Below are 16,970 nucleotides of genomic sequence, written 5' to 3' on the forward strand. Positions count from 1 at the left end.
GGCACCGGAGGAGCTAATTTTGTTTAGATATTTGATTGCACTAATTTTCACCTTGGCTGGGACTGGCGTGCAGGCTGAGCCTTTATTCCCCAATTCTGTCGTGTCCAATGACCTTGAATTTATCAAGGTGAGTGACCCCAGCGCGCTTGCGTCTTTGGCACTTGTGGGGCGGGACAGACGCGAAATGCCGGGCAAAGCCACACCGGGCTTGTTTTCCGATAACGTGTTTATTTTTGAGGCCAGCTACAGTGATGGTGCAGTACTAGAATTCTGGGCGCACCGGCGTTTTAAAAGTGAGGCGCGTGCGTTGAAAACGGTCGCACCCGTGGCCTGTGCGGTTGGGCGTTTGCCGATTAAGATGCGGCAACATCTGGATCATGTGGTGTTGCACACAGGGGATCACACGGCACATGCCGAAGATCTGGGACGGTTTTTCATGATCTATGAGAAAAACGTTGCGAAACGCCTGCGTACCCATGATCTGGATGAGACGGTGTTCCATGAAAGTGTTCATGCAACACTTGATGTGCCCCATGCCAAAAGCAGAGCCTGGCGGCGGGCTCAACAACGGGATCAGGCGGTGTTGACCGCTTATGCGGCAGACCATCCCAAAGGCGAAGATCTGGCTGAGACAGCGCTTTTTGCCTATACGCATTTCAAAACACCGGGACGATTGCCGGATGAGGTGACGGTGGCGATGACGCAGCTTGTGCCTGCGCGGTTAAAGGTGCTGGAGAAGATTTTACCTCTCAAAACGGCAAGAGATGGCGGATCAAGTCACTGCCGTTGAACCAAGCTTGCGCAAATTGGCGGCTTGTACCTTTCGAATTTTCCTGCAAAATTACCATATATAGTATTTGCTCTGCAATGGGGTGCCAAAATCATGTCCGAGACAACAGAAAGCGAGAGCCGAAAACTGCTTGGTCGGTTGCGTGAGGCGTTGGCAGCTGAGGATGCTGGTCAGGAACGGTTGAACAAGATCACGGGCCTGATTGCCGATAGCATGGGGACGGAAGTCTGTTCGATCTATCTGTTTCGTGATGCGGAGACCTTGGAGCTTTGTGCGACCGAAGGTTTGAATGTTGAATCCGTGCATGAAACCCGTCTGCGCATCGGTGAAGGTCTTGTGGGCCGGGTCGCAAAGACCGCAAAGGTGATAAATACGCCTGACGCGCCTAATGCCAAAGGGTTCCGTTATATGCCGGAAACCGGCGAAGAGCGGTTTTCAGCCTTTTTGGGGATTCCGGTGCAACGCTTGGGCGAGATGCTGGGCGTTTTGGTTGTGCAATCGCGTGAGGCACGCGAATATTCTGCTGATGCGGTCTATGCGCTGGAAGTTGTCGCGATGGTTCTGGCAGAGATGACCGAGCTTGGCGCCTTTGTCGGGGAAGGAGCCGCGATGTCTCCGTTGCATCAACGCCCGGTGCAGATCCCCGGTGTTTCTGCGCAGGAAGGTGCCGCAGAGGGGCACGTGTGGCTGCATGAACCCCGCGTGATTGTCACCAATCCAATTGCGGATGATCCAGAGAAAGAACTGGAACGTTTGAACGATGCGGTGGAAGAGCTGCGTGTTGGCGTCGACAAAATGCTGGAGATGTCGCAAAGCGGTGACAAAGAACAGTTAAAGGTTCTGGAAGCCTACCGTATGTTTGCCAATTCCAAAGGCTGGATGCGCCGGATGGAGGAAGACATTGCGCGCGGTCTGAGTGCTGAGGCGGCTGTTGAAAAGGAACAATCCGTTGCACGCGCACGGCTGTCGCAGGTGCAGGATTCTTATCTGCGCGAACGACTGAGCGATCTGGATGATCTGTCCAACCGCTTGCTGCGAATTTTGACCGGGCAGGGCAGTGAGACGGGGGTCGAGTTGCCAGATGATCCTATTTTGGTTGCCCGCAATATTGGTCCAGGCGAGTTGCTGGAATATGGTCGCTCGCTACGGGGGATCGTGCTGGAAGAGGGGTCTGTTGGATCTCATGCTGCGATTGTTGCGCGGGCGCTGGCGATACCACTTTTGGTGCAGGCGCGTCGTGCCACAACCGAAGCCTTGAACGGTGATCATATCATGGTTGATGGCGACAGTGGTCTTTTACATTTGCGCCCGGATGAGAGCGTAAGTGCTGCCTTTCGCGATAAAATCGCAATGCGCGCCCAAGCCAATGAGCGGTACGCATCCATTCGTGAAAAGCCTGCGGTGACCAAAGATGGCGCGCGTATTAAGCTGTTGATGAATGCAGGGTTGATGGCGGATCTGCCTTCGCTGGAAACATCCGGGGCCGAAGGGGTTGGACTGTTTCGCACCGAATTGCAATTTCTGACTCAAAATAAAATGCCGAAACGATCAGATCTGGTGGCGCAATACAAAAAGGTATTGGATTCCAGCAAAGGCAAACGGATTGTGTTTCGCACGCTGGATATCGGTTCAGATAAGGTTTTACCTTATATGACTCCCACGGATGAGCCAAACCCGGCGCTGGGCTGGCGTGCGATCCGGGTTGGGCTGGACAAGCCGGGTGTGATGCGGATGCAGCTGCAGGCCTTAATCCGGGCAGCAGAGGGGCGGCCGCTTACGATCAAATTCCCATTTATTGCCCAAGCAGATGAATTCCGTATGGCGCGGGCTGAAATTGATAAGACACTGGAACGCGAACGGATCTTGGGTCACACTTTGCCAGAGCGGTTAGAGGTGGGAGCGATGCTGGAAACGCCTTCTATGGCGTTCTCTCCGCAGAAGTTCTTTGATGATGTGGATTTCCTGTCCATCGGTGGAAATGATCTGAAACAGTTCTTTTTTGCAGCGGATCGCGAAAATGAACGGGTGCGAAATCGCTATGATACGCTGAACGTTAGTTTCTTAAGCTTTATTGAGCGCATCGTAGAGCGCTGTGAAATTTCCAGCACACCGCTGAGCTTTTGTGGTGAGGATGCTGGTCGCCCCATCGAGGCTGTATGTTTCGCAGCGATGGGGCTACGAACACTGTCGATGCGTCCGGCGTCGATCGGGCCTGTAAAATCACTGTTAATGCGGGTTAATCTGGATGATCTTCGCGCAATCATTTCCAGCGCGCGGCACCGGGGTGTTCAATCCGTGCGCCCGGCGATCATGGATTACCTGCGCGAGGTGTAATGTGCGGCCTGCAGATCTGCTTCTGCAGGCTGTTTTTAGGGACCGGCTGCGGAGACCGGTGCGTAAACCCTCATAGGTTTTTAGATCGGCAATCCGCGCAGCCCTGTGATCAGGTCTTCAATCGTGTTTGTGCGCTCCTTAAAAGAGGTTTTTGCGCGGCTGACTTTGTGTTTCCAGCAGCGTTGATTAACCGATTTCTGTTCGCACCAAGGCAAGAAAGGCTTTTAACGCGTTTGATCGCAATTGGCCGGAAGGGGTGACTGTATAAATCCCACCTGTGCGCAGGGACCATTCCGGCAATAGTTGTACAAGAGCACCCGTGGCCAGCTGATCCTGAACCAGAATATCAGGCAATATTGTGAAGTACCGCCGGGATTGAACTGCTGCCAGAACGGCCATGGTGATGTTCATTTTTACGACGGGGTTGAGGAGCACATCGCAAATGTCGTGATCCTGAGTAAAGCGCCAGGGCGCGATTTCGGCGACAGCGGTGTTGAGTATAAGCGGTATCTGAGTCAGATCTTTGGGGTGTGAAATCTCATGATCCGCTGCAGTGGCGGGTGCTGCCACGACAATTTCACGGAAAGTGTTGATTTTGCGGGCCACGTTGCCAGTTTCACGAAGCCAGCCGATCTGAAAGCTGAGGTCCAGACGTTCACTGATCAGATCCTGTCGTTCATCGCTCAGTAATAGGTCCACTTGCACCTGCGGGTACATCTCCTGAAACCGGGTGACCAATGGGCTAATGAAATCCAAACCAAAATCAACTGGGGCTGTAATGCGCAATAACCCGCGAGGTGTTTGATCGCGTTCTGCGACTTGATCAAAGGCATTTTCAACGGTGGTTAGTGCGCCACGCGCACTTGAATACAGCAGGTTGCCTGCCTCAGTTGGGGCAACTCTGCGGGTGTTGCGCAACAAAAGGGATTGTCCAATGTCAGTTTCCAGCATTTGTATTTGCTTGCTCACCACGGCTTTGCTGACGCCAAGGCGCTCGGCGGCGGCGGTGATCGTTCCTTCTTCTACAACAGCAGTGAAGTAGAGCAATCTGTTTAAGTTTGGGCGCATTTTGTCATCTTTTTGCTGACAGTGAATTTCATTAATATCTGTATATTTGACAAAGGCAGACGTCTACCTTGAAGACACAGAAACAGGAGGTGTACATGCCGCGGAAGTTCACCATCATTTACGATACCTATTGTGGCTGGTGCTATGGCGCAGCGCCGGTTTTTGATGCCCTACTTGACACGGGGGCTGAGGTTGAGGTGCTGCATCGGCATCTGTTTCAGGGCAGCAATGCGCCCAAGATGTCAGAAGGCAAAGGGGATTATATCTTAAAAGCTGATGCGCAGATCGCGGCATTGACCGGGCAGACCTTCAGCCAGACCTATGCCGAGAAGGTCGTGATGTCGGGCAAGGAAGTCTTGGAATCTGGATATACAGCACAGGCAGCGGCGCTTGTACATGATCAAGGCGCGCGGCGTGAGTTTGAAATTCGCCACAAACTGGAAGTGCTGCGTTACATTGATGGCGTGTCTGCCCAAGATCGTGACGCGGTTGTAAGTGCGCTTGTGGATCTGGGGATTGAACCTGCTGAAGCTGAAAAGATTGGTACCCCAGAACTGGCAGAACGCGCGCAGGTTCTTTCGCGCAAAGCGGATCAGTTGATGCAAGAGATGGGATCTTTTGGCGTGCCAACGGTTCTATCACATGATGAAACTGGAACCGAAATTGTGAATCACAGTGCCTTTTATGGCAATCCCAGCGGTGTTTCTACACTGCTGTCTTAAAACGAAATATCAATTGATTGGAGTGTTCCAATGACTTTTACACGACGTGACACGTTGCGTGGCCTAATGGTGATCCCGCTTGTTGGGGCCATGGGCACGGGGCTGCAGGCGGCAACGCCAATTCAATGGGCGGATTTCAGATCTGACCAAAATGATTTCTTTCGTGCGCCAGTTCTGTTGACCGGGCAGGAAGAGGCGATTTTGCTGGACGGGACTTTTAACTTTCCGTCCGGTCGGGCGCTGGTTGAGCAGATCCGGGCCAGTGGCAAACGATTGAGCACTATTTTTGTCAGCTGCAATGACCCAGATTACTATTTTAGCCTGACTGAGGTTGTAAAAGCCTTTCCTGAGGCGCGTGTGATTGCAGCTCCCGATACTATTGCGCTGATCAAGAAGAAAGCGCAGGGAAAGCTGGATGTATGGGGCCCACGCCTTGGTGAAAATGGTCCGCAAACTCTGGAAGAACTGGTTATTCCTGAACCGTTTGATGGGGATCACCTGGAACTGGAAGGTACACGGATCGACATTGTGACCTCTACGACAATGGCGGACCGGCGGTACCTGTGGGTGGAAGACCTACAAGCCGTGTTTGGCGGGGTTTATGCGTTTCAAGGATTGCATGTCTGGGTCGCGGATACGCCAACGCCAAAGGAACGCGCGAACTGGATTGCTGAGCTGGATACGCTGATCGCCTTAAATCCAAAGATTGTCGTTGCGGGTCATGCGCGCGAAGGCGGCAACAACGGTGTGGAAAGCCTTGTTTTTACTCGTAACTATCTGCGTGTTTTTGAGGAAGAGCTGGCAAAAGCATCTGACAGCGCTGCGCTGATTGCGGCAATGCAAGCGCGTTTCCCTGAATTGGGTCTTGGCGCAGCCCTTGAGATTGGCGCGAAAGTTGCAACTGGCGAGATGAAATGGGGCTGAAGCCGCAAGGGGCATCGGTTAGCGGGACCGATGCCAGAATTGACAGGTAATAAGGATTTAAATCCATGAACATTCTATTGATTGGTGCCTCCGGTATGGTTGGCAGTCGTGTGTTGAGCGAAGCGGTCGCGCGCGGACATTCTGTTGTCGCGGCGGGTCGGAATCCTGATAAAATTGAACAACAAGATGGTGTACGTGCGATTGCGCTTGATGTTGAAGACACTGACGCAGTGCTTGCTGAGGCGGCAAACGCAGATGTGGTTATTTCTGCTGTCAGCCCGCGCAACTCTGGTGATGCGATTCAGGATGCGATCAACTTTACCACTGTGTTGATCAAAGTGTCCGAGCAGACCGGCAAGCGGATTTTGATGGTGGGGGGCGGTTCTTCTTTGGTGATGCCAGATGGTACAAGCGCATTAGAGCTGACGCCTGATTTCATCCTGCCTGAGGCCACAGGAATGCGCAAAGCTTACGCGATGATGGTGGATGCCGATATCGATTTCACCGTACTTGCCCCGGGTGGCATGATCGAACCAGGGGACCGCACAGGGGAGTTCCGCACGTCTGGTCGGGTAATGTTGACCAACGCGGAAGGCGGCAAAAGCCGTATTACTGCCGAAGACTATGCAATCGCGATGCTGGATGAGGTTGAAAACCCCAAACATTACCGATCAATCTTTAACGTTGCCTATTAAGCAGTAAAATCGCCCCTCCTTTGGGGTGTACATGTTTTATAATAACCATTTATGGCGCTATGTCTCTGGCATAGCGTCATTTTTCATGGTTATCTATTTTGACTGTGCTTTTTCTTTTGGCACCTATGCTTTGCCTATTGCTATTTTGCGACAAGTTTTGTCGTTTTTGTTCGCATCTTTGGCAAGTTGTTATTTTGTATTGATTAGCAAAGGTTCGCGCGTTTTAACTTGGCTTAAGGATCAATGGTCTCCGCTTAAGAGAGACACAATTGACAAAACAGGGGGTCGTGTGACCGAAGGTAATACTGACGCGGCATTCGTTGAATTCCAACGTGTGCAAAAGTCTTACGACGGGGAAAACCTTGTTGTAAAAGATCTGAACTTGGCGATGCCAAAGGGCGAATTTCTCACCATGCTGGGGCCATCAGGGTCTGGTAAGACCACGTGTCTTATGATGCTGGCAGGCTTTGAAACAGCGACGCATGGTGAGATTTTGTTGGATGGGCGGCCCATCAACAATATCCCACCGCACAAACGTGGCATCGGGATGGTGTTTCAGAACTACGCGCTGTTTCCGCATATGACCGTCGCCGAGAACCTGTCGTTTCCGCTGGAAGTCCGTAAAATGGGCAAATCTGAGCGGGAAGAAAAGGTGCATCGTGCGCTTGATATGGTGCAGATGGGGGCTTTTGGGAATAGACGTCCGGCGCAGTTGTCAGGGGGGCAGCAGCAGCGGATCGCCCTTGCTCGTGCTTTGGTGTTTGAACCTGAACTGGTGCTGATGGATGAACCTTTGGGTGCGCTTGATAAGCAGCTTAGAGAGCATATGCAGTTTGAGATCACCCGTCTGGCCCATGAGTTGGGCATCACGACGGTTTATGTTACCCATGATCAGACCGAGGCGTTAACTATGTCAGATCGCGTTGCTGTGTTTGACGATGGGCGCATTCAGCAATTGGCCCCACCGGATGAACTGTATGAAGCGCCTGAAAACAGCTTTGTGGCGCAGTTCATTGGTGAAAATAACACGCTAGAGGGCGTCGTGACCGCCATTCGGGATGATACATGTGTCGTACGACTGGATGATGGGTCTGAAATAGATGCAACACCTGTCAACGTGCAGGAAGTGGGGCAGCGCACCAAGGTCTCTATTCGTCCAGAGCGTGTGGAGTTTAACAAAGACCGTTTGCACGCGGATGCGCATACATTGAAGGCGGTTGTAAAGGAATTCATCTACATGGGAGATGTGTTCCGGTTTCGCATGTCGGTTGCGGGCAATGATGATTTCATTGTCAAAACTCGGAATGCGCCAGACGCTGTGCGCCTGAGCCCGGGCCAAGAAGTAGAGATTGGCTGGCTGACACGGGATTGCCGGGCGCTTGACGCCTGAGCAGAGTTTTAACGACCAGCCGATGAAACCCGTGCATCGGTTGCAGACCTAAACCTACGGGAAATCACTGGGAGTCGCAGATGAAATCAACCAGAACCCTTCTGACTGCAGCCGCCGCTTTGGCAACTGCTGCAGGGAGCTTGAGCGCGGAAGAGATGACCATTGTGTCGTGGGGCGGCGCATATGCAAAATCACAGCTGAAAGCCTATCACGAACCCTATTCTGAAAAGACTGGCATCACCATTTTGAATGATGACAGTTCAGCGGAAGCAGTGGCCAAGCTGCGTGCGATGAATGAAGCGGGGAACATCACGTGGGACGTTGTGGATGTGGTTGCCTCTGATGCAATCCGTCTGTGTGATGAAGGTCTGGCGCTTGAAATCGATGCAGATACGCAGCTGGCAGCTGCGCCAGATGGCACATCCGCGTCAGAAGATTTCGGTGACCTTTTGGTCAGCGAGTGCTTCATTCCTCAGATCGTTTATTCAACCACATTTGGCTATCGTACAGATCTGGTTGGTGACACGCCGCCCGCAGATGTGTGTGCGGTCTTTGATCTGGACGCTTACCCCGGCAAACGCTCACTGGAAAAGCGCCCCATCGGCAATATGGAATGGGCCTTGTCATGTGATGGCGTTGCCAAGGATGACATCTATGATTTGCTTGAGACGGCTGAAGGTCAGGATCGCGCTTTGGCGAAACTGGATACCATCAAAGACAGCGTGATCTGGTGGTCTGCCGGCGCGGATACGCCACAGCTGCTGGCGGATGGTGAAGTTGTGATCGGATCAACCTTCAACGGCCGTTTGTTCAGCCTGATTGAAGAGCAAGATCAGCCTGTTGCCATGCTTTGGGATGCGCAGGTGTTTGATCTGGACGGTTGGATTATTCCTGCAGGTCTAAGCCCCGAGCGGGAAGCACGTGCGCTGGAATATGTAAAGTTTGCGACAGACACGCAGCGTCTGGCAGATCAGGCGAAGTATATTTCTTATGGTCCGGCGCGTGCCTCTTCTGCGCCGCTGGTTGGTCAGCATGCTGAACTGGGGATCGATATGGCGCCTCACATGCCAACAGATCCGAAGAATGCGCAGAACACTTTCCTGTTCAACTATGAGTTCTGGGCGGACTATCGTGATGATATCGACGCAAAGTTCCAGGCTTGGTTGGCGAAATAAGCCTTTGAGCTGAAAATTTTTTCCGGGGCGGTACGCGTCCGCCCCGGATACTTGAAAGTATGAGGCAACAATGACAGACGCAGGCAGCTCTACCGGCCCGATGCGCGCCGCTGATGGCACCCCGTTAAAGCAATCGCTTGCACGGTCTTTGCGCCGCCAGAAACTGCGTGCTTTGATGCTGATCGCACCGCTTCTGGTGTTTGTGATGCTGTCCTTTATTATTCCAATAGCCTCTATGCTGTTTCGTTCCGTGGAAAATAGCATTGTGTCAGAAACGCTCCCGCTGACGGTTGAAGCGTTGCAGGATTGGGATGAACACGCTGGTACATTGCCAGACGAGGCGGTTTATGACGCTTTTGTGCGTGATATGATTGTTGCCATTGAAGCAAAGAAACATACACGCCTTGGATCTCGCCTGAACTACGAAGAGACGGGAATGTCATCTATGTTCCGTCGGTCCGGGCGTAAGATCAAGCGGCTTGATCCTGACACAGATGGCCCTTTTAAAGAGCAGCTTATCGATATCCACAAAGGGTGGGGTGAGGTTCAGACGTGGAGCACCATCAAAACCCATTCCCCAGAGCTGACCAACGGGTATTTTCTGAATGCCATTGATATGCAGCGCACCGCCGAAGGTGCACAGGCCCAACCGGAAGATAAACAGATTCTGATCCGGCTGTTTGGCCGCACGCTGTTTATGTCGCTTGTCATTACCGGGTCGTGCATCCTGTTGGCTTATCCGGTGAGTTATTTGCTCGCCACCTTGCCGATGCGTACATCAAACCTGTTGATGATATTGGTGCTTTTGCCGTTTTGGACCTCGCTCTTGGTACGCACCTCTGCCTGGAAAGTGATGCTGCAGCAGCAGGGGGTGATCAACGAGACCTTGGTATGGCTTGGCTTTATCGCGGATGATGCGCGGCTGGTTATCATCAATAACCAGATTGGTACGATTGTTGCGATGACCCATATTTTGCTGCCGTTTATGATCTTACCGATGTATTCGGTGATGCAGACCATTCCGATTACGTATTCACGGGCGGCAAAATCGATGGGAGCCACCAATTGGACGACGTTCTGGCGGATTTACTTCCCACAGTCGGTGCCTGGTATCGGGGCGGGGGCAATTCTCGTGTTTATCTTGTCAATCGGATACTACATCACCCCTGAGATCGTAGGCGGCACCAAAGGCGTCTTTATCTCGAACCGGATTGCCTATCACATCTCGTCCTCGCTGAATTGGGGGCTTGCTGCAGCGCTTGGAAGCATTCTGTTGGCTGTGGTGCTGCTGTTGTACTGGGTCTACGACAAGATCGTGGGCATCGATAATGTGAAACTGGGATAAATTTAATGGCTGCACTTACTCCAATTTCACGCAAACCTCTGTCTATGGTGCTGCCAAGCGTAGCAGGTATGGGGGCTTTGATCGGGGTCTTTATCGGGGCTGGCAATGGGTCTGTCGCTCTTGGTCTTGTGGCCGGGGCAGCCGTTGTGACGGCGCTTGCCTGGGTCTTTGTAACTTATCTGCAGAATGAGACACTGGCACGCTGGGGCAGTGTTATTGGTTTCGGCGCTTTGGGCTTTGTGTTTGCCGGCGCGCTGGGCGCGCTTTTGGGCCTGATGGGCGGGTGGTTGATCGGCTGGTTTATCTACTGGCTCTATGAGGGGCGATATCGCCGGAAACTGCTGCCTTATCTGACGCCAAAACAGGTATTTTTTCATTACCTGTTTCGTGTGATCTGTGGTTCGATTTTTGTATTTCTGGTGACACCTATTCTGGTGGTCTTGCCGCTATCATTTAATGCGCAGGATTTCTTTACCTTCACGCCTGAAATGCTGCGGCTGGATCCTGAAGGGTATTCGCTGAAACACTACCGGGATTTTTTCACCAACAACGAATGGCAGCGCAGCTTTAAGAATTCTTTGATTATTGCACCGCTTGCAACGTTGATTTCGGTATCTCTTGGCACGCTTGCAGCCATTGGGTTGAGCCAGTCCCATGTTCCGGGGCGGCGATTGATTATGGGGATTCTGATTTCCCCGATGATCGTGCCTTTGATCATATCTGCGACAGGTATGTTCTTTTTCTACAGCGATATTGGTCGCTTTCTTGAAGGCAGCCTCGGACTTAACAAAACCTTTGTTGGGTATCTCAAAGTGGTTTTGGCCCATGCGGTATTGGGTATTCCATTTGTGATCATCACCGTAACCGCAACCTTGGTGAGCTTTGATCGCTCTCTGACGCGCGCAGCCGCCAATATGGGGGCAGGACCTGTACGGACATTTTTCAAAATTCAAATGCCGCTGATCCTGCCAGGGGTGATCTCAGGTGGGCTTTTTGCTTTTATCACTTCATTTGATGAGGTTGTGGTTGTTCTGTTTGTGGGATCAACCAACCAAAAGACGCTCCCCTGGCAGATGTTTACGGGGCTGCGTGAGCAGATCAGCCCAACCATTCTTGCTGTGGCGACAATCCTTGTTGTTTTATCCATCGCTTTGCTGACCACGGTTGAACTGTTACGACGTCGTTCTGAGCGTTTGAGAGGACTGTCGCCAAGCTGATACATCCTTGTAATGCTGACCTATGACGCCAAGCGAATCATCTGTTTCTCTGGTAGGTATAATGACTTTCGCGTGATATAAGCCTATTTTGACGATACCTTTAATTTGAAAATTCGAAATACTCAGACCTAAATTCAACGCATTTTAAAGTGTGCAAAGGCTGTAATTTTAGGTGTTCGCTGCCATGAGGATGTCAAATTTCCATTTGATATCAAAGCATAACTGTAAATAAGTGTCAGTGGTCGTGATGACGTATCGCCATTTCCTATAGAAAGTACGTAAAGGTATTTTTACAAAGCATATTTTGCGGCAAAGTTTCTTTAAGGAAGTGCTGTCTAGCTAAGGATTATCCCCGCGCGTGGGCGCTGGGAGGGGAAACTGTACTTAGATAGAGAGCACTACATATGACCAGCTTTTCACGCCGTACACTGCTACAAGCCACAGCTGCAATTGCAGCGTCACCCGTCCTGATGCAAGCCAAGGCAGCTTATGCTGCTGCTGCGTATCATTTTGTTCGTATCGAAGGTCTTGCAGAGCAGGCCGTCGGCGAAATCGTTCTGAAAGAACTGTATCGCCGTGCTGATATGGATATCACAATTACCGCAATGCCGGGCCGTCGCGCGCTGCAAGAAGCTGCTTCTGGGAATAAAGATGGCGAAACCCTCCGTGTTTATGCGCTGGGTGAGAATAAACCTTCGCTGATCCGCTTGGAAACGCCTCTGTCCAGCCTGCAAACTGTTGCCTTTTCCAAAAAGGGCGCGGATATTTCGCTGAGCTCAAAAGAAGATCTGGCAAACTATCGCAACATTATGGTCAAAGGTGTGCTGCATACTGAGGCGATCACCAAGGGTATCAATGGTGTGCAATCTGCGACCGACGCAAGTTCTATGTTCAAAATGGTGAAAGTTGGCCGCGCAGATCTGGCCTTGACCAGTGGCTTTGACGGTTTGGTTTGGGTTGAACGTTTGGGATATGGCAACGACATCGAAGTGGTCAATCCTGTACTGAACGACCAGCCTTTGTATCACTATGTTCATGAAAGCAAGCGCGGTGTGCTTGACGTTCTGGAGCCGCTGGCAGCTTCCCTTGAAGCTTCAGGTGAGTTGAACGAAATCCGCTCATCAGCGGAGCAGGCGTTCCTGTCCGAGCTCTAATTTTCGATGTTTAAAAGGGGCAGCTTCTTAGAGGCTGCCCCTTTATTTTAAAGCACTAACGGACCGCTTCAATGGGACCCTCAGCACTGCCAGAGATGAACTGTGCGACATAGGGATCACCGCTTGCATCCATATCTGCAACAGGGCCAGTCCATTTGATGACACCTTCATGGAGCATGGCCACGTTATCGGCAATCGCGCGTACTGATGTCATGTCATGCGTGATGGTCATCGCAGTTGCGCCCATTTCGACAACAATTTCACGGATCAGATCATTGATCACACCTGACATGATCGGATCTAGCCCGGTGGTTGGCTCGTCAAAAAAGATAATCTCTGGATCTGCTGCAATGGCGCGGGCAAGGCCTACACGCTTTTGCATGCCACCTGACAGCTCAGCGGGCAACCGATCTGCAACATCAGCCTTTAGCCCCACGCGCCTTAATTTATCAATTGCGATCTCGCGGGCTTCGTCTTTGGGCCGTTTGAGTGATCCACGCAGTAGGCGAAAGGCGACATTTTGCCAAACTGGCAGAGAGTCAAAAAGGGCAGCGCCCTGAAACAACATGCCAAAGCGGGCCAGAAATGCGTCACGGTCGCCTTGTTCGGCTGGTTTTCCATCCACATAGATTTTACCGTGATCGGGTTGGATCAAGCCAAGAACAGATTTCAGGGCGACGGATTTCCCAGTTCCTGAGCCCCCGATGATGACCATCGAGGTTCCTTTGGGAATTTCCAGTGTGAGGCCCCGGAGCACCTGATTGGAACCAAAAGACTTATGGACGTTCTCAAGACGGATCATAGGGAAAAGAACACTCCTGTGAGCGCAAAGTTTGCTGCAAGTATCAAGACTGCCGCTGCTTCAACTGAGCCTTTTGTTGCGCGTCCCACACCCTGTGCACCACGCCCTGAGTTCATCCCATAATAGCATCCCATTAAGGCAGCGATTGTGCCAAAGGCTGCGCCTTTAGCAAGCGAAGAGATGATATCGCGCAATTCAAGGAAATTGACGGTATTCTTGAGATAGGCAGCAGGGTTAAAGCCCAGACTTTGCGTTGAGACCACATAGCCCCCCGCGATCCCAATGATATCACCAACCGCGACCAAAGCAGGCACGGTCAAAAGGGCCGCCAGTACGCGTGGCGCGACAAGATATTTCATTGGATGCGTAGATAGGGTGACCAGTGCATCAATCTGTTCGGTCACCTTCATCGTCGCAATTTCTGCAGCAATAGAAGAGGTCACGCGTGCAGCGATCATCAGGCCTGCAAGAACGGGCCCCAGCTCTCGCACCATTCCAATTGCGACGATCTGTGGAACCACGGCTTCGGCATTAAATCGCGCCCCACCAGAATAGATCTGTAGGGCCAAGGCCCCGCCAGTGAACACGGCAGTCAGGCCCACAACCGGGAGGGACAACCAGCCGACCTGCAACAAGGCAATCAGAAATTCCCGAGGGTAAAATGGCGGACGCAGCATATGGCTGAAGGTTGACACGGAAAACAGCATCACCCGCCCGATTGAAGCCAAAGCAGCCATGGTGGCACGACCTAGACGGGCAAGAAGTGTCAGGGGGAACATCAGGGAAATTAACCTTTGTAGGTGCGGGCGTAGCGTTGCCCCAGTGAGGTTAAGATTTCATAGCCAATGGTTCCAGCAGCTTCCGCCACCACGTCAACTGTTTGGGTTTCTGTCAGCAGACCTAGGGTATCTGGAACGACCTCTAAATCAGTGACATCCACGGTGATCAGATCCATTGAGACCCGCCCCACAATCGGGCAGGGGGTTTGACCAGAAAATGCCTGAATGCCGCCAGATCCCATCGCACGGATCAACCCATCCGCATAGCCAGCTGCGACAGTTGCAATCCGAGAGGGGCGTTTGGCTGTCCATGTGTTGCTGTAGCCGACAGTTTCCCCTTCGACGACGTCGCGGACCTGTATCACCGGTAAATCCACCGTGACGACGGGCATTGCTTCGGTGAAGGGGGCGCCGCCATAAAGGCCGATACCGGGGCGGCAGAGGTCAAAGTGATACTTTTGTCCGAGCAGCAGGCCACCGGTTGCGGCGAGCGAACGTGGCACCTCTATACCGTCGGTAAGTTCGTGAAACACCTTCAGCTGCTGCGCATTCATTGGATGATCAGGTTCATCAGCGCAGGCCAGATGTGACATCAGCAAAACCGGACGTTGGCTAAGGGCAATTTCAGCCACTGCGGCCCATTCACCGGCTTCCATACCCAGACGGTTCATACCGGTGTCGAGCTGGATACCAAAAGGATGACCCGGCAGAGCTTCAAAATGGCGCAAAAGTTGATCAAGGGAGTTTAGCATCGGTGTAAGCTGAAACTCTTTCAACAGTTTGGTGTCGCCCTCCATATGGCCAGAAAAGACCGAAATGCCGGGGCCTTCGCCAATGGCCCGGCGCAGGGCGATCCCTTCTTCTGCAGCGGCCACAAAGAAATTGCGCGCCCCAGCAACAGCCAGCGCTTTGCCAGCGCGGCCTGCATCAATGCCATAACCATTTGCCTTGACCACTGCGGCGGTTTCGCAATTGGTCTTTGCATCCAAAGAGCGCCAGTTGGTGACGAGCGCATCGAGATCGATTGTCAGTTTTGCCGTACTCATGCCCCTGTTCATGACATCTGCGCGTGGCAGGTCAAGTGGAATGTTTGTACGCACACAGCATGAGCGGGATCGCTGACCTATTTTATAAGCAATGCGTGCGTGTAGGGGGGCACATCGTTGACAGAAATCCGTAAAGGGCGGTTAGATTAACCGGCAAACTTGATAGGAGCGGTCATGGAACTGACGCATATTCTTGCCTTTAATCTTGCACTTTTTGCGGCGATGATCAGCCCCGGTCCGGCGTTTCTGGTGGTGGTGCAGAATACATTGTCCTCTGGGAGACGGGCGGGCAGCGCAACCGGGTTTGGTTTGGCTTGCGTTGCTGCTCTGTGGACGACAGCTGCCTTACTGGGGTTAGATGTTGTTTTCACGCTGTTTCCCTGGGCCTATGTGGTGGTGAAAACGATTGGTGCGCTATACTTGTTATATGTCGCCTATGCCACATGGCAAAGTGCGTGTAAGCCGGTGGTCGATCACGCAAAGCCGATGCATCATGCCTTTCGTCAGGGCTTGATGGTCAATGCATTGAATCCAAAATCGGTGTTATTTGCAGCTGCGGTTTTGGTGGTGATCTTTCCCTCAAATATGAGCCTGTTGGAAAACGGCTTTATTATTGCGAACCACTTGATACTAGAAATTATCTTTTACACGGCGTTGGCCTTCTTCATGAGCCGCCCAGCAGTGAGCAAAGGGTATCTGGCTGCAAAACTATACATCGACCGCTGTTCAGCGGTGGCTTTAGGCTTGCTGGGCGGACGGTTGCTGATTGGTAAGTGAAAGGAGTAACTGGTCTCAGATGTAAAAAATTGATTAAAAATAGAGGATGACAGGTATGAATTTAATTGCAGAGGTGAACAGGTGTTGGAGCTGGACAGGGCTTCAAGCTGTTTCCGTTGAGGCAATGAACAGCTTTGGAAACCTGCTGATTTGTGATGCGCAGGGACAATATCGGCGTATTTGTCCGGAGGAACTCACATGTGAAATCGTGGCAAGCTCGGCGCAAGCTCTGTCAGAATTATGGTCTCACGAGGACTTTGTGCTTGATTGGGAAATGACCGACCTAGTGCAGTTGGCGCAGGCGCATCTTGGGGAGCTATCCGAAGGTTGGGTGTATACTTTGATTATCCCGGGGATGTTTGGGGGCGCCTATGAGGCCACAAATATGCACAAAGTGCCGCTGAGTGAGCTGATCGAGCATTCGGGCGCGTTTGCCCTCAAAGCCCAAGAGATCCCAGAAGGTGGGCAGATACTGTTTGATGTTGGGCATTGAAGCCATTGTCGCGGAGCAAAAGCGTCCTTTCTTCTGCGCGATGGAGACGAAACGGATGCTGAAAGTTGCGGCGATAAGATCGTCCACGTCCGAGGGGCGATCAGGAGGTTTATCAGCCTCAGGATTGCTGCGGTAGCTTTCAAAGCGAAAGCCAGCGTTCTAAAGTTTTTCGACTTTTTACCATTGTGCGATTTCTGACTGTTTCGGAACCTGCAACGAGCGGCTCATCATACAAACGTCTCCACCACGTTGCGGGCAT

General features: G+C 52.1%; 16 protein-coding genes. 12 read left to right on the forward strand and 4 right to left on the reverse strand.

All coding sequences use genetic code 11. From position 1 onward, the window contains the following. Positions 1–19 precede the first annotated feature (19 nt). Both BLP79_RS03260 and ptsP read left to right on the forward strand, forming a co-directional pair. Positions 20–790 (forward strand): hypothetical protein, encoded by a 771-nt coding sequence (locus BLP79_RS03260; protein ID WP_090216214.1) that lies wholly within the window; start codon positions 20–22, stop codon positions 788–790. Between the two features lie 93 nt (positions 791–883). Continuing rightward, positions 884–3,124, forward strand: a complete 2,241-nt coding sequence (gene ptsP / locus BLP79_RS03265) for a phosphoenolpyruvate--protein phosphotransferase (protein WP_090216216.1) — start codon at positions 884–886, stop codon at positions 3,122–3,124. A gap of 186 nt (positions 3,125–3,310) precedes the next feature. Here the strand turns inward: ptsP and BLP79_RS03270 are convergent, their stop codons facing one another. Further along, positions 3,311–4,192: a LysR family transcriptional regulator gene (locus tag BLP79_RS03270; RefSeq protein WP_090216219.1), complete on the reverse strand. Its 882-nt coding sequence runs from the start codon at positions 4,190–4,192 to the stop codon at positions 3,311–3,313. Between the two features lie 95 nt (positions 4,193–4,287). Between BLP79_RS03270 and BLP79_RS03275 the strand changes: the two genes are divergently transcribed. The 8 genes from BLP79_RS03275 to BLP79_RS03310 all read left to right on the forward strand — a co-directional run bounded on the left by BLP79_RS03275 (position 4,288) and on the right by BLP79_RS03310 (position 12,814). After that, a complete protein-coding gene (locus tag BLP79_RS03275; RefSeq protein WP_090216222.1) occupies positions 4,288–4,914 on the forward strand; it encodes a DsbA family protein in 627 nt (208 codons plus the stop codon). Between the two features lie 30 nt (positions 4,915–4,944). Next, the gene (locus BLP79_RS03280) at positions 4,945–5,838 is read left to right on the forward strand and encodes an MBL fold metallo-hydrolase (protein WP_090216225.1); all 894 of its coding nucleotides are present in this window, start codon (positions 4,945–4,947) and stop codon (positions 5,836–5,838) included. Between the two features lie 65 nt (positions 5,839–5,903). After that, entirely contained in the window at positions 5,904–6,533 is a 630-nt protein-coding gene (locus BLP79_RS03285) for an NAD(P)-dependent oxidoreductase (RefSeq protein ID WP_090216228.1), read from the forward strand. Positions 6,534–6,822: 289 nt separating this feature from the next. After that, entirely contained in the window at positions 6,823–7,923 is a 1,101-nt protein-coding gene (locus BLP79_RS03290) for an ABC transporter ATP-binding protein (RefSeq protein ID WP_090216915.1), read from the forward strand. An 80-nt stretch (positions 7,924–8,003) separates the two neighbouring features. Further along, on the forward strand, positions 8,004–9,098 hold the full coding sequence (locus BLP79_RS03295) for an extracellular solute-binding protein (RefSeq protein WP_090216232.1): 1,095 nt from the start codon (positions 8,004–8,006) through the stop codon (positions 9,096–9,098). A gap of 70 nt (positions 9,099–9,168) precedes the next feature. After that, the gene (locus BLP79_RS03300) at positions 9,169–10,443 is read left to right on the forward strand and encodes an ABC transporter permease (protein ID WP_090216235.1); all 1,275 of its coding nucleotides are present in this window, start codon (positions 9,169–9,171) and stop codon (positions 10,441–10,443) included. Between the two features lie 5 nt (positions 10,444–10,448). After that, positions 10,449–11,660 carry an ABC transporter permease gene (locus BLP79_RS03305; RefSeq protein ID WP_090216238.1) on the forward strand — a complete coding sequence of 404 codons (1,212 nt, stop codon included), beginning with the start codon at positions 10,449–10,451 and terminating at the stop codon, positions 11,658–11,660. Between the two features lie 404 nt (positions 11,661–12,064). Next, the gene (locus BLP79_RS03310; protein WP_090216241.1) at positions 12,065–12,814 is read left to right on the forward strand and encodes a substrate-binding periplasmic protein; all 750 of its coding nucleotides are present in this window, start codon (positions 12,065–12,067) and stop codon (positions 12,812–12,814) included. Positions 12,815–12,869: 55 nt separating this feature from the next. Here BLP79_RS03310 and BLP79_RS03315 read toward each other — a convergent pair whose 3' ends face one another. Genes BLP79_RS03315 through alr form a run of 3 tightly spaced genes read right to left on the reverse strand, consistent with a single transcriptional unit; the run spans position 12,870 to position 15,441 of the window. Continuing rightward, positions 12,870–13,616 (reverse strand): ABC transporter ATP-binding protein, encoded by a 747-nt coding sequence (locus BLP79_RS03315; protein WP_090216245.1) that lies wholly within the window; start codon positions 13,614–13,616, stop codon positions 12,870–12,872. Next, a complete protein-coding gene (locus BLP79_RS03320; RefSeq protein WP_090216248.1) occupies positions 13,613–14,395 on the reverse strand; it encodes an MlaE family ABC transporter permease in 783 nt (260 codons plus the stop codon). The genes BLP79_RS03315 and BLP79_RS03320 overlap by 4 nt, the downstream gene beginning before the upstream one ends. A gap of 8 nt (positions 14,396–14,403) precedes the next feature. Continuing rightward, on the reverse strand, positions 14,404–15,441 hold the full coding sequence (gene alr / locus BLP79_RS03325) for an alanine racemase (protein WP_090216251.1): 1,038 nt from the start codon (positions 15,439–15,441) through the stop codon (positions 14,404–14,406). A 174-nt stretch (positions 15,442–15,615) separates the two neighbouring features. On the opposite strand from alr, the gene BLP79_RS03330 reads away from it, so the two are divergent. Together BLP79_RS03330 and BLP79_RS03335 are read left to right on the forward strand one after the other, a co-directional pair. Then, the gene (locus BLP79_RS03330) at positions 15,616–16,218 is read left to right on the forward strand and encodes a LysE family translocator (RefSeq protein WP_090216254.1); all 603 of its coding nucleotides are present in this window, start codon (positions 15,616–15,618) and stop codon (positions 16,216–16,218) included. A gap of 55 nt (positions 16,219–16,273) precedes the next feature. Further along, positions 16,274–16,711 (forward strand): T6SS immunity protein Tdi1 domain-containing protein, encoded by a 438-nt coding sequence (locus BLP79_RS03335; RefSeq protein WP_157843952.1) that lies wholly within the window; start codon positions 16,274–16,276, stop codon positions 16,709–16,711. Positions 16,712–16,970: the final 259 nt, after the last annotated feature.

It is taken from the genome of Epibacterium ulvae (genome assembly GCF_900102795.1).
GTDB lineage: Bacteria > Pseudomonadota > Alphaproteobacteria > Rhodobacterales > Rhodobacteraceae > Epibacterium > Epibacterium ulvae.

What these genes read in the sequence shown, in the direction of transcription:
- BLP79_RS03330 (WP_090216254.1), top strand. Translation starts at nt 15,616, where the DNA reads ATGGAACTGACGCATATTCTTGCCTTTAATCTTGCACTTTTTGCGGCG.
- ptsP (WP_090216216.1), top strand. Translation starts at nt 884, where the DNA reads ATGTCCGAGACAACAGAAAGCGAGAGCCGAAAACTGCTTGGTCGGTTG.
- BLP79_RS03305 (WP_090216238.1), top strand. Translation starts at nt 10,449, where the DNA reads ATGGCTGCACTTACTCCAATTTCACGCAAACCTCTGTCTATGGTGCTG.
- BLP79_RS03275 (WP_090216222.1), top strand. Translation starts at nt 4,288, where the DNA reads ATGCCGCGGAAGTTCACCATCATTTACGATACCTATTGTGGCTGGTGC.
- BLP79_RS03315 (WP_090216245.1), bottom strand. Translation starts at nt 13,616, where the DNA reads ATGATCCGTCTTGAGAACGTCCATAAGTCTTTTGGTTCCAATCAGGTG.
- BLP79_RS03295 (WP_090216232.1), top strand. Translation starts at nt 8,004, where the DNA reads ATGAAATCAACCAGAACCCTTCTGACTGCAGCCGCCGCTTTGGCAACT.
- BLP79_RS03335 (WP_157843952.1), top strand. Translation starts at nt 16,274, where the DNA reads ATGAATTTAATTGCAGAGGTGAACAGGTGTTGGAGCTGGACAGGGCTT.
- BLP79_RS03270 (WP_090216219.1), bottom strand. Translation starts at nt 4,192, where the DNA reads ATGCGCCCAAACTTAAACAGATTGCTCTACTTCACTGCTGTTGTAGAA.
- BLP79_RS03310 (WP_090216241.1), top strand. Translation starts at nt 12,065, where the DNA reads ATGACCAGCTTTTCACGCCGTACACTGCTACAAGCCACAGCTGCAATT.
- BLP79_RS03320 (WP_090216248.1), bottom strand. Translation starts at nt 14,395, where the DNA reads ATGTTCCCCCTGACACTTCTTGCCCGTCTAGGTCGTGCCACCATGGCT.
- BLP79_RS03300 (WP_090216235.1), top strand. Translation starts at nt 9,169, where the DNA reads ATGACAGACGCAGGCAGCTCTACCGGCCCGATGCGCGCCGCTGATGGC.
- BLP79_RS03280 (WP_090216225.1), top strand. Translation starts at nt 4,945, where the DNA reads ATGACTTTTACACGACGTGACACGTTGCGTGGCCTAATGGTGATCCCG.
- alr (WP_090216251.1), bottom strand. Translation starts at nt 15,441, where the DNA reads ATGAGTACGGCAAAACTGACAATCGATCTCGATGCGCTCGTCACCAAC.
- BLP79_RS03285 (WP_090216228.1), top strand. Translation starts at nt 5,904, where the DNA reads ATGAACATTCTATTGATTGGTGCCTCCGGTATGGTTGGCAGTCGTGTG.